This window comes from Paenibacillus sp. GP183, from assembly GCF_900104695.1.
Taxonomy (GTDB): domain Bacteria; phylum Bacillota; class Bacilli; order Paenibacillales; family NBRC-103111; genus Paenibacillus_AI.
The window spans coordinates 1,099,632-1,111,303 of the sequence record NZ_FNSW01000001.1; the positions used below are offsets into that span (position 1 = coordinate 1,099,632).

The window sequence follows — 11,672 nt, forward strand, 5'->3', positions numbered from 1 at the left end:
AGGTACAATCTCTCAAGATCTTTGAGAAGATAGTACCTTTTCTGTATAATTAAAGCATCAACCCGAGTAGGTGAGCCCGATGATTCAACAACAACAATCCATAACACTAAGCCCCTATATAGAACTTTATAATTTGATTATTCCCAAGGATAATATGTTGCGCCAAATCAATGAGTTGGTCGACTTCTCATTCGTGTACGAAGAACTGAAAGCGCGCTACTGTCTAGATAACGGTCGAAATGCGATCGACCCGATTCGCATGTTCAAGTACCTGCTATTGAAGGCGATCTTTGAACTGTCCGACATAGATATTGTTGAGCGCTCTCGGTACGATATGTCGTTTAAGTATTTTCTTGATATGGCGCCGGAAGAAGTGGTAATAGACGCTAGTTCTCTAACTAAGTTTCGGAAGCTGCGGCTGAAAGACATGAATCTGCTCGACATGCTCATTGGCAAAACAGTCGAAATTTCGCTGGAGAAGGGCATTATCATAAGCAAAGCAATCATTGTCGATGCGACCCATACGAAAGCACGCTACAATCAGAAATCCCCTCGTGAAATTTTGCTGGACCGCTCCCGAAAGCTGAGAAAAGCGGTCTACACGGCGGATGAGTCGCTGAAAGCCAAGCTCCCAGCAAAAAACACAAACGATGTGCTTGAAGACGAAATCGCCTACTGTCAAAAACTCATCGCCGTGCTTGAAGTAGAAGGCGGCATCTGCGAGCTTCCCAAGATCAAAGAACCGTTGAATCTGTTGAAAGAAACGGTCGCAGACGATCTGGAACAGCTACGGATCTCGGAAGACCAAGATGCACGGGTAGGTCACAAGAGCGCCGATTCCTCGTTTTTTGGATACAAAACCCACATTGCTATGACTGAGGAACGGATTATTACGGCAGCAGTTGTAACCACAGGCGAAAAGAATGACGGCAAGCAACTGCAGACGCTGATTGAAAAAAGTAAAGCCGCCGGTATAGAGGTCAAAACAGTAATCGGAGATACCGCCTACTCGGAAAAGGAAAACATTAAGTACAGCAACGAAAGTGAACTTGAATTGGTGGCGAAACTAAATCCAGCGATTACGCAAGGAAATCGCAAGAAAGAGGATGAATTCCAGTTCAATAAGGATGCAGGCATGTATGTGTGCAAGGCAGGGCATATGGCGCTTCGGAAAGCACGGGGGGGAAAGAAAGACGTTGGGGCAAACCAAGTCGATACGTATTACTTCGATGTAGAAGTATGCAAGCGATGTCCAATGAGGGAAGGTTGCTACAAGGAAGGTGCAAAAAGTAAAACTTACTCGGTGAGCATTAAATCCGACGAACACACCGAACAAATGGCGTTCCAGAGTAGCGAATATTTCAAAACCAAAGCTAAGGAACGCTACAAGATTGAAGCGAAGAACAGCGAACTAAAACATAGACACGGGTATGACGTAGCGTCATCTTCGGGTCTTGTCGGCATGGAGTTGCAAGGCGCAATGGCGATTTTCACGGTTAACCTAAAGCGAATATTGAAGCTTATGAAGTGAAAGCCCCTTCTGAATGACCTGCTATAGCAATGAAAAGACGACCAAGCAACCAAAATTTGGATGATTGGTCGTCTCTTATTTCATGACTTAGAGACAACCCTGAAAAAATCGCAAGTTCTTCAGTGGCCTCCGGTAAACGACGGATTTTTTATTTAGGCCAGGTTGAATTGAGCCTTATCGCTTGAGCATTCATAAGCTTGCAAAACTGAATCCAGTAACCCTGGAAACCTTGATTCCAGATCTTCTTTACGGATAGAGATGAAGCGCTGGGTACCTTGTATGCGAGTTCGTATGACGCCCGCTTCCCGCAAAGCCCGAATATGATGGGATAATGTTGATTTGACGACAGGGACGTCGATACACCCGCATGGCTGTTCTCCCGTTTTGTAAATTTCGGCAACAAGATGAAGACGAATGGGATCGCTAAGAGCATAGAGGACAGAGGATAATTGAATATCTGTTAGGTCTGGATGATATAAAACCTTCATTTTATAATCCCCCTTCATTTACTAAAACTTATGATTGCATTTTAACATATTACTTGTCAAATTTCTATTGTTCGATTATAATCGAACCATCAAACATGAAGCGAGGGATACTTATGTCAGACCCATCTATTTCAAAATCAAGCAGCAGCACGGCGCAGACTGTCTTGCGGGAAGGATTGGTAACCTTTCTCTTAGGAATCTCGATGGTGCTGGTCATCATGAACACAATGATGTTTAATTTGGCCCTTCCGGATGTGTCGCGTTCTTTCTCCATTTCACCTTCCGCCACTTCTTGGATTGTAACGGGCTATTCGATCGTAATGGCTATCTCATCCATAACCTACAGCCGGTTGTCTGATTTCCTACCGATTCGCAGACTATTCATTATCGGACTCGCCTCGCTTGGCATAGCCTCCATAATCGGCTTCTTTAGTAACAGCTTCGTGCCATTGCTGGTCGCCCGTTTATTACAAGCATCGGGAGCCGGTTCCATACCGGCATTGTCGCTTGTGCTCGTTTCACGTTATATTCCTATGCAGAGGCGTGGTAAAGCAATGGCAACCGTCATGTCAGCGGCTTCTCTGGGTCTTGGTCTTGGACCCGTTGCAGGTGGAGCTATTGTGGAATACATGGGTTGGCATTATTTATTCGCCGTTACCGCGATCTCGTTGATATTGATACCTTTCATTGTGACTCTTATTCCGAAAGAGAAACTGGCCAAAGGTACTTTCGATGCTTTGGGAGCACTGTTCATTGGCATTGGAACGACCGGGCTTCTTCTGTTCTTGACAAGTCAATCCTGGTTAGCTCTGGTTGCGGGATTGGCTGCTCTAATATTGTTCGTGATCCGAATCCATCGGACAGCAGAGCCCTTCGTGCAGCCAGCCTTGTTCCGTAACCGGACTTATCTAACTCTCGGCGCCGTCGGAATCGCAGCGTATTTATGCAGCTTTGCCACGTTGTTTCTGATGCCACAAATCCTTGTCCACCGATTCGGACTTAGTGCCATCGCTTCGGGGCTAGTCATATTTCCCGGCTCTTTGCTGGCTATGCTGGTTTCCCGCAGGGTGGGCAAAATTATCGATCGTTATGGCAACGGATCCATTATTCGATACATTCCCCTGTTGGTTCTGGGCTCTGTTGTATTGTTCGCTTTGTTTGTAAGTACTTCGTATATCTCTATTTTGCTCATATATATACCGTTGAGTGTTGGTTTTACCTTCTTAACGAGCAGCATCTCCAATGAAATGTCGCGCATTCTGCCCCAGTCGCAGATCGGATCCGGTCTTGGGCTGTTCCAGCTGCTCCAGTTCTTCAGCGGAGCATTCGGGGTTGCTATCACGGCCAGCGCCCTGGTCTGGCAGAAAAATTTACCGCTTTCGACCGCTTATAGCAATATTTACTGGGGGTTGGCGATCATCGTTCTTTTATCGATTGGCTGCTCGCAGCTCTATAGCCGCTTTACAACGAGGGCAGTTGCAGCTCAAGAGTCTTGATAATATCCGATTAAGCATTGAAAGGACAGGCGAATGATTCATTCGGCCTGTCCTTTCTTATAGTAGTATTGCTGCATTTATTGATCACAGCTGAAATCATTTCTTCAAATCCTCGCGCAAATCGACCCTTTGCAAGACGTTACTGTGTGACATCCGTTCGGCCTTACGCTGTTTCCTTGCTTCGTATCGTGCTTCCGCCGTTTCAAACAGCATCAGCTCCTCGTCGGTCTCCGGAATGACAGCAGGAACTGGGGATGGCTGTCCATGATCGTCAAGCGCAACAAAAGTTAAATAAGATGTAGCTGTGGTTTTCTTTTCGCCGGTAAAAAGATTCTCCGACTCCACTCTCACGAATACTTCCATCGAGCTGCGGTGCGACCATGTCACAAACGCCTCCAGCTGGATGGCTTCGCCAAGCTTTACGGGAGCCAAAAAGTCCAAGCTGTCGCTTGATGCAGTAACTACCGCTTTACGGGAATGCCGCATACTGGCGATGGTGGCGACTTTATCGATAAATTGCATCACTCTGCCGCCGAATAAAGTGCCATGATAATTCGTATCGCCCGGAAAAATAATTTCAGTCAATACGGTTCTGGATAATCGTGCCGGTTTGCCTTCCAATCCATTTCCCTCGCTATTCATTATAGTTGATCTTAAGAGCTTCAGCCGCCAGCTTGGCGCGCTGTCTTGCCTGCTCCACGGTATCAGCGCTGCTTAGAGCAACGGCCATGCGGCGGCCCGTCTTCGTCTCCGGTTTACCAAACAACCTTACCTGGGTAAAAGGAATTTCCAACGCTTCCTCCACCCCGCTGATCGTATAATTCACCTGCTCTTCGGTCGCTTTTAACGTATAGCTGGCGCCTGGCGTTAAAAGACGAATGCCAGGAATCGGCAAGCCGAGAATCGCTCTCGCATGCAGCGCAAACTCGGACAGATCCTGCGTGGCCATCGTAACCATCCCTGTATCATGCGGACGCGGTGAGACTTCGCTGAAATAAACGCCGTTCGGCGTGAGAAAAAGCTCGACGCCATAAATGCCGAAGCCGCCCAAAGCATCCGTGATGGTTTTCGCAATATGCTGAGCTTCCACGATGTGATCCTCGCTCATGGCATGCGGCTGCCAAGACTCTATGTAATCACCGTCTTTTTGGATGTGGCCGATAGGCTCACAATAGCTCGTTCCTGATACAGAACGTACCGTCAATAAAGTGATTTCGGAATCGAATCGGATGAACTCCTCAACGATGACTCGTGTGCTTTTGGCTCGACCGCCCTCCATTGCATAGTTCCAGCTCTGCTCGATATCCTGCGGGGTTCTGCACACACTCTGACCCTTGCCGGAAGAGCTCATGATCGGTTTGATCACGCATGGTGTGCCAATCTGGGCTACAGCTTGCTTCAATTGCTCCAGGCTGTCGGCAAAAGCGTATTCAGCCGTACGCAGCTGCAAAGTTTCCGCAGCTAAACGGCGAATGCCCTCTCTGTCCATCGTGAGTCGGGATGCAGTCGCTGTGGGGATGACCCTAAAGCCCTTTTGCTCCAACTCCACCAGCACTGGTGTGGCAATCGCTTCGATTTCCGGTACGATTAAATCAGGCTTCTCCTGCAGGATCAAGCTTCTGAGCTGATCAGGGTCCAGCATATTGATCACATGGGACCGATGGGCAACTTGCATAGCAGGCGCATTGGCATAACGGTCTACGGCTATCGTTTCGATGCTGAGTCGCTGAGCTTCTATAATCACTTCTTTGCCGAGCTCGCCAGATCCGAGCAGCATCATTTTCTTCGCATTGGGAGATAAAGGCGCTCCATATCTCATCAGGTTTCCTCCTTCAAACTACAAGCCAAATTAAATCCAACTTATATATTAAAGGATTGGAGCTTTAAAAGATACCTTAGCGCATATAGATTAGGAAGGGATAAGGGAACTGGGGAAAATGACATTTATGCTTGAGTCGGGGAATCGGGAAAATCCAGATTCAAAATGACAGTATAAAGATCGTTATTTCGCTGAATGACCTGAGTCACTTCCACATATGGAGTACGGTACTGATTCTCGGCTTCGTCCACCAGCTCCTCCAAAACTTCACTTAAAGAATCATTCTCCTGCAGCTTCACTTCAGCAAAGTATTGTTTGATCATATGGGCTCCTTTACTAGGTAAGGCACCCTCTCACCGTTCACGCGCTCAGCTGAGGGTACCCGTTTCATTCATTTATTGGCGTTGAACCGGAAGGGAAGACACATTGTTGAACATTTGCGCTTGCCCCTGCTGCGAGCCTGGATAAGCAAATCTTTGCTGCACGGTTTGTTCAAGCTGCGAGCAGATTTGTGAGCAATGCTGCATCTGTTGAATGGCAACGGCATGGCCTTGAAGCATTTGCTGAATAAACTGGACAGCCATCCGTTCTTTCTGGGCAAGCTGCTCAAGCTGCTGAGCGTTTTGCTGCTCCTGCTGAAGCATTTGCTGATATAAGGAAGTCGATTGCTGAGTTTGCTGAATTAATTGGGACATCATTTGCTGACACTCTTGAATTTGCTGGGTAATGGCTTGCATGCAGGGTATTTCCTCCTCAAGGTTTTTGAATTGCCAAAGTTTAGTATGCCTTTCCCTTGAAGATTTAAACCCCTAAGTTTCTATTTCGTCAGCATGCGATTTGTGCCGTTAGCGTATTCGGGAAATGTATACTGGACCATGGTGTTGAACTCATTCACATAATCGCGCATACTTTGGCTCTGCAGCTGCCGCGAATCATAGAACTTCATGCGGTTCACAAAATTGGGATTCGAGGAAATATATACATTACCGCCAGGAAAAGAATGCCTCACCAGTTTGAAAATAGCATCGGATGTTTCCTTAGACAGGGGCTGAGCCGAGCTCCAATCCAGGCCTGCTCCGACTCCGGAACCGAATAAACCAGCTCCTGCCGCCGGATCATGCCCGAAGGTATGCAGCTGATTGCTTTGCTTCATCATGATGTGACCATCCGGATCAACAGCCACATACACTTGATTATTATTCGTCACAGCCACTGCTGCCGATGGAACATGCGTCATACGCACGATGAGATCCGCTGTTTCCCTGCTCATCTGCAGTCCATCATTATAATGAGCTCTGGATGGGTCCAGGGTTACTCTTCTATCATCCGGACTGGGTGCGGTCGTAATGTTTTTGGCTCCAAGCGACGCGTTCTCATTATTGCGGCTGCCTGCATCCCAACTGCCGATGTCGCGCGCCCCGGGACCTGCTTGGTTACTATTGGACAGTCCGGAACAGGCAGCCAGCAGGAATGATAAGATTATGCTGATGAACACAATTCGAAACATGAATGTTTCCGCTCCTTCCTGTAAGCAAGAATCTGATTGTAAGCTTAGGATGAAGCAAGACGGTCAAAATATACACGGAAACACAAAAACAACCTGTTTAGCCGATCAAGCTCGGGCCGTCCAGGTTGTTGCATTTACTTTTGTGAATTAGCGTCATCATCCAAATCCTCTAACAGCTTGCGCACGGAATCCGGATCGAGTGAACCCGCTTCCTTGAACTTCTTCAGTTTATCGGTAAGCCGTGCACCGTATTCCTCATTCCGCATCCACTCTTCATCATTGTCCGGATCAAACCAGATGAAGAAGCCGTCAGGTCCATTGCGCAGAAATGATTGGTGCCAATGATCGGGATACGAAAAGGCTTGCTCGCCAAAAATCAAACCAAGCACATCATCACTCTCGAGTGGAAGCAATTGATGGTATACTTCCGGGGCTCCCGTATCGGACAGATTGCGATGGAGGTAGGAATAATGGAGATAATGTTCACCCGTCTCCGAATCCTTGGCAATTTCATACATCTCCAGCTCATCCTGCTTCAGCTCTTTAACAGTAGTGATTCGTTGCTGTAGCAGCTCGTTTGCGATCTTCTTTTGTTCCTTGAAGGAGTCTTTCATCCCTGCCAGCCTCCTAAATTTCCCAATCCAGGGTGACTTCATGTCCGGTGCGGGAAGAACGGTAAATAGCATCCAGAATCAAATTATTCGTGTAGCCGCTCATAACAGAAGTCATCGGCTGCTTGCCGTCGCGGATGCATTCGATGAAATGGCGATTCATCCGATTGCGTGAACCTTCATCGGCCAAGGGAACTGCCAATTCGACATCAACCTCACTGTCGAATATCTCGGCGAACAGCTTGCCCTTCGGTCCGCGAATGGAAGCTCCTCCTGTAGATCCAAGCAATTGGATATGAGGAAGATTATCGGTATCGGCCAAGGCTGCCCAGCTGACATCCAGAGATAAGGTTGCCCCGTTATCGAGCTTGATAAGCGCTGTAGCCAAATCTTCCACATCATAGAGACCGTTCCAATTGGGCTTCCCCCATGTGCCAATACCGCGCTTAAGCGGACCAAATTCGGAGTAAGTTGCACCATATACGGAAACAGGCTTTGGATTACCCATCAAGTGCAGCGTCAAATCCAACATATGCACGCCAATGTCAATCAAGGGACCTCCGCCTGATTTTTCCATCTGCGTAAACCAGGTTCCCCAGCCGGGAATTCCTTTACGGCGCGTCCAATTGGCTTTGGCATGGTAGATGCTGCCTAGAGCGCCTTTGTCCACCTGCTCTTTTACCTGCAGGGGAATGGATTCCCAACGCATCTGATGTGGAATCATCACAACTTTCCCTGACTTCCGCTCGGCTTCCACGATTTGTTTGGCTGATTGAACGTTAAGCGCCATTGGTTTTTCCAGCATGACATGCTTGCCGGCTTCCAAGGCCTGTACGGCTAGCGGCGCATGCCATTCATTGGAAACAGCGATGACAACTGCATCAATATATGGATCCTCCAGAAGCTTTTGCGCATCCGGATACACTTTGTCAATTTGATATTCGGAAGCCCGTTCAACCGCGAGAGGCAAATAAGCATCTGTAACTGCAGCTACATGAATATCAGAAAGCTGCTTGAAAGCCGCTATATGCACATCGCCGATATTCCCGGCTCCAATGATACCGACTTGAATCGTTTTGATGGACATAAACAATAATAACCCCCTAGGCATCTAACACTATCTTCACCATTATAGTTCGCTCCAAGGTCATCGCAACCTTGAAAAATAGTAATACCTTATACTTTCTTAATAGTTGAATCATAATAATCTAACACTTGCAGTTTATGCTGAAAAAAGTAATAAGAGGGGGAACAATGATGCAAACTATGTCGATTCGTTTTAAAAACAAAGTGATTCCGGTAATCAACTATTCAGATACTTCCAACACAACTCAATTAACCAATAAATTAATAGAGATGGAGCTCAATTTCGAATTCCGCAAAAAATTAAAGATGATCTCTCTGATCGAGATCATCGGTGAAGTAGCCATATTCAAGTACCACGACGGCACCAAATTATATTTGGAAGTTTCTTAAGCGGGAAAGTATTCATTTTGCAGCTGAGTCAGCTGCTCCAGGGACCGTCTTGACCAGGTTTCCAGTTCCGTCAGCTTTTGAATTTCTGTATCAAGCGCTCTTTTGAGGGATTGTTTATATTCAGGTATGCTTCCCTCAAAAGGAGCAATGGTTGCGATCGGCATCAAGGCAATTTCCTGATAAGCAAGCGCCCTTCTTTGATGGAACATCGACACATTGGCTTCCATGGGATGATGCAGATCCCCTTGTGTCGGGTGTTCGATCACCGCCAGAATTTTGACCGCAGCCTTCGACGTTCCTGTGAGTTCAACAATCTCCCCGATATACCCTCCCGTTTTATAAACGGCCGTTACTTTATCGCCTACCGAAAAGGTTCCATTTGTCATCTCTTCTCATCCTCCTTCAAAACATCAATGGCTTTAGCTCCCTATATAAATCATCTACCGATTTCATGCTGTATATTTTTTTGGCTGGCCCTGCTTTCAGAATAACTATACAGGGAATACTGGAAATTTGCCAATCTTGAACCACCCTCGGGAGAAAATTTACATTACTTTTATATATCGGGAGATCAGGCTCCATGGTTAAAATAATATCCAGCATCCGTTCCGCCAGCTTACATGTTCCACAGAGAGGAGTATACAAAAAAACGGCAAACGGATGAGCAGCCCACTTCGCATGTGCAAGCAATTCTTGCTCGTTCCACTCCTTGATCATAATGACTAGTCCCTTCTTTCAATTCGACAAATGTGATACACTAAAATCAATATTACGTAAAGAAGGTGATCCACATGTCTGATCAGCCTCAAGATCAAAACCAAGCGGGAGGTCCCAAAAAGATCAGCCTTGCTGAAGCGATTAAACAAAAGCTGGCGCAAAAGAAAGCCGAGCAGGCCGAGCAAAGAGCTAATCCCAAGAGTGCAGCGGGAAATGGTCTAGCCGTCAAAAGCCAAATGACCAAAAAAGTCAACAACCAACGCCGTCGAACCGGGGGCAGTTAAAGTTTAAACCATTTATAATCGTGAGTATACAAAGGCGCCCCGATGAAAGCATCATCCGGGCGCCTTTTCCATGTCCGAGTGAGGACCCTGGCTTATACATAGAGCAGCTCACGCTGCTTTTTCACATCTTCATTATCGAGGAATTCATCATAGGTCATCATTTTATCTATGAGGCCGTTCGGCGTAATTTCCATCACCCGATTGGCGATCGTATTGATGAATTGATGGTCATGAGAAACAAACAGCATTGTCCCGTCGAAATCGACAAGACCATTGTTCAGCGCTGTGATGGACTCCAAATCCAGATGGTTCGTCGGCTCATCCAGGATGAGCACGTTCGCTCCGCCCAGCATCATTTTGGAGAACATACAGCGCACCTTTTCACCCCCCGAAAGCACATTGGCCTTCTTCAGCGCTTCCTCTCCCGAGAACAGCATCCGTCCCAGGAAGCCGCGCAGGAAGGATTCATCCTGATCCTTGGAATATTGGCGCAGCCAATCAACCAGGTTCAGATCCACGTCGAAATACTCTTGGCTGTCTTTCGGGAAATAAGCTTGAGAAGTGGTGATCCCCCAGGTATAGGTACCTTCATCGGCTTCCAGCTCGCCCATCAGGATTTTGAATAATGTCGTCTTGGCCAGGCCGTCAGGTCCGACAAAAGCAATTTTATCGCCTTTATTCACGGTGAAGCTCAGGTTATCCAATACCTTGACACCCTCGATCGTTTTGCTCAAATTCTCGACCTGCAGCAGCTGTTTACCCGCTTCTCGCTCGGATTTGAAATGGATAAAAGGATATTTCCGGTTCGACGGACGAATGTCCTCCAGAGTCAGCTTTTCCAGCTGTTTCTTACGGGAAGTCGCTTGCTTGGATTTGGAGGCATTTGCACTGAAACGCGCGATAAACGCTTCCAGCTCTTTACGCTTCTCTTCAGTCTTCTTGTTGGCATCACGAGAAAGTCTCAGAGCCAGTTGGCTGGACTCATACCAGAAGTCGTAGTTGCCGACGTACATTTGAATTTTACCAAAGTCGATGTCGGCAATGTGCGTACAAACCTGATTCAGGAAGTGACGATCATGCGATACGACGATGACTGTGCCTTCGTAACGGGCAAGGAAATATTCCAGCCAGCGAATCGATTCCAAGTTTAAATGGTTCGTAGGCTCATCGAGCAAAAGAATTTGCGGGTTGCCGAATAAGGCCTGCGCGAGCAGCACACGTACCTTATCGTTGCCTTCTAGATCCCTCATCTTGAGATCATGCATACTGGTGGGGATACCCAAGCCAATTAACAGCTCAGCCGCATCGGATTCCGCTTGCCAGCCGTCCAAATCCTGAAATTCGCCTTCGAGCTCGGCGGCTTTCATCCCGTCCTCCTCGGAGAAGTCCGCTTTGGCATAAAGGGCATCCTTCTCTGCCATTATTTGAAACAAGCGAGCGTGGCCCATGACGACGGTCTTGATCACTTCAAATTCATCGAATTCGAAATGATTCTGCTTCAGTACGGCCATACGTTCACCTGGAGTTATGCTGACTTCGCCTTTGTTCGGCTCTATTTCGCCGGATAATATTTTAAGAAAAGTCGATTTGCCGGCGCCGTTAGCACCGATAAGCCCATAGCAATTGCCTGGAGTAAATTTAATATTAACGTCTTCAAACAGGGCTCTTTTGCCGTATCGAAGCGTCACACCATTAACTGTAATCATATTCTTCAGGTCCCTGCCTTCGTATTGGTTTCTTGCT

The 11,672-nt window shown here is 47.2% G+C and carries 15 protein-coding genes; 4 read left to right on the forward strand and 11 right to left on the reverse strand.

What is annotated here, in order from left to right; genetic code table 11:
* Window positions 1-79 precede the first annotated feature (79 nt).
* Window positions 80-1,531: an IS1182 family transposase gene (locus BLV33_RS05395; RefSeq protein ID WP_090788986.1), complete on the forward strand. Its 1,452-nt coding sequence runs from the start codon at window positions 80-82 to the stop codon at window positions 1,529-1,531.
* 152 nt (window positions 1,532-1,683) lie between these two features.
* On the opposite strand, the gene BLV33_RS05400 is transcribed toward BLV33_RS05395, so the two are convergent.
* Entirely contained in the window at window positions 1,684-2,019 is a 336-nt protein-coding gene (locus BLV33_RS05400; protein WP_090788988.1) for an ArsR/SmtB family transcription factor, read from the reverse strand.
* A 113-nt stretch (window positions 2,020-2,132) separates the two neighbouring features.
* Here BLV33_RS05400 and BLV33_RS05405 point away from each other — a divergent pair, with 113 nt between their 5' ends.
* Window positions 2,133-3,515, forward strand: coding sequence for an MFS transporter (locus BLV33_RS05405; protein WP_090788990.1), 1,383 nt, complete (start codon window positions 2,133-2,135; stop codon window positions 3,513-3,515).
* A gap of 96 nt (window positions 3,516-3,611) precedes the next feature.
* Here the strand turns inward: BLV33_RS05405 and BLV33_RS05410 are convergent, their stop codons facing one another.
* The 7 genes from BLV33_RS05410 to BLV33_RS05440 form a co-directional block, all read right to left on the reverse strand.
* Window positions 3,612-4,157: an acyl-CoA thioesterase gene (locus tag BLV33_RS05410; RefSeq protein WP_171909022.1), complete on the reverse strand. Its 546-nt coding sequence runs from the start codon at window positions 4,155-4,157 to the stop codon at window positions 3,612-3,614.
* On the reverse strand, window positions 4,150-5,334 hold the full coding sequence (gene purT / locus BLV33_RS05415; RefSeq protein WP_090788992.1) for a formate-dependent phosphoribosylglycinamide formyltransferase: 1,185 nt from the start codon (window positions 5,332-5,334) through the stop codon (window positions 4,150-4,152). The genes BLV33_RS05410 and purT overlap by 8 nt, the downstream gene beginning before the upstream one ends.
* Window positions 5,335-5,459: 125 nt before the next feature.
* Window positions 5,460-5,657 carry a hypothetical protein gene (locus BLV33_RS05420; RefSeq protein WP_090788994.1) on the reverse strand — a complete coding sequence of 66 codons (198 nt, stop codon included), beginning with the start codon at window positions 5,655-5,657 and terminating at the stop codon, window positions 5,460-5,462.
* Between the two features lie 72 nt (window positions 5,658-5,729).
* Window positions 5,730-6,071: a hypothetical protein gene (locus tag BLV33_RS05425; RefSeq protein WP_090788996.1), complete on the reverse strand. Its 342-nt coding sequence runs from the start codon at window positions 6,069-6,071 to the stop codon at window positions 5,730-5,732.
* Between the two features lie 80 nt (window positions 6,072-6,151).
* Entirely contained in the window at window positions 6,152-6,841 is a 690-nt protein-coding gene (locus tag BLV33_RS05430; protein WP_090788998.1) for a YhcN/YlaJ family sporulation lipoprotein, read from the reverse strand.
* Window positions 6,842-6,975: 134 nt separating this feature from the next.
* A complete protein-coding gene (locus BLV33_RS05435; RefSeq protein ID WP_090789000.1) occupies window positions 6,976-7,455 on the reverse strand; it encodes a hypothetical protein in 480 nt (159 codons plus the stop codon).
* 13 nt (window positions 7,456-7,468) lie between these two features.
* A complete protein-coding gene (locus tag BLV33_RS05440) occupies window positions 7,469-8,539 on the reverse strand; it encodes a Gfo/Idh/MocA family protein (RefSeq protein WP_090789002.1) in 1,071 nt (356 codons plus the stop codon).
* A gap of 167 nt (window positions 8,540-8,706) precedes the next feature.
* Between BLV33_RS05440 and BLV33_RS05445 the strand changes: the two genes are divergently transcribed.
* The gene (locus BLV33_RS05445; protein ID WP_090789004.1) at window positions 8,707-8,928 is read left to right on the forward strand and encodes a hypothetical protein; all 222 of its coding nucleotides are present in this window, start codon (window positions 8,707-8,709) and stop codon (window positions 8,926-8,928) included.
* Here the strand turns inward: BLV33_RS05445 and kapB are convergent.
* Together kapB and BLV33_RS05455 are read right to left on the reverse strand one after the other, a co-directional pair.
* Window positions 8,925-9,314 carry a kinase-associated lipoprotein KapB gene (kapB, locus tag BLV33_RS05450; protein ID WP_090789006.1) on the reverse strand — a complete coding sequence of 130 codons (390 nt, stop codon included), beginning with the start codon at window positions 9,312-9,314 and terminating at the stop codon, window positions 8,925-8,927. The two genes, BLV33_RS05445 and kapB, sit on opposite strands and share 4 nt — an antisense overlap.
* A 16-nt stretch (window positions 9,315-9,330) precedes the next feature.
* The gene (locus BLV33_RS05455; RefSeq protein WP_090789008.1) at window positions 9,331-9,645 is read right to left on the reverse strand and encodes a thioredoxin family protein; all 315 of its coding nucleotides are present in this window, start codon (window positions 9,643-9,645) and stop codon (window positions 9,331-9,333) included.
* Between the two features lie 74 nt (window positions 9,646-9,719).
* Here BLV33_RS05455 and BLV33_RS05460 point away from each other — a divergent pair, with 74 nt between their 5' ends.
* Complete coding sequence (locus BLV33_RS05460; RefSeq protein ID WP_090789009.1) at window positions 9,720-9,929, forward strand: hypothetical protein; 210 nt, start codon at window positions 9,720-9,722, stop codon at window positions 9,927-9,929.
* Window positions 9,930-10,021: 92 nt separating this feature from the next.
* On the opposite strand, the gene BLV33_RS05465 is transcribed toward BLV33_RS05460, so the two are convergent.
* Window positions 10,022-11,635 carry an ABC-F family ATP-binding cassette domain-containing protein gene (locus BLV33_RS05465; RefSeq protein ID WP_090789011.1) on the reverse strand — a complete coding sequence of 538 codons (1,614 nt, stop codon included), beginning with the start codon at window positions 11,633-11,635 and terminating at the stop codon, window positions 10,022-10,024.
* Window positions 11,636-11,672 lie beyond the last annotated feature (37 nt).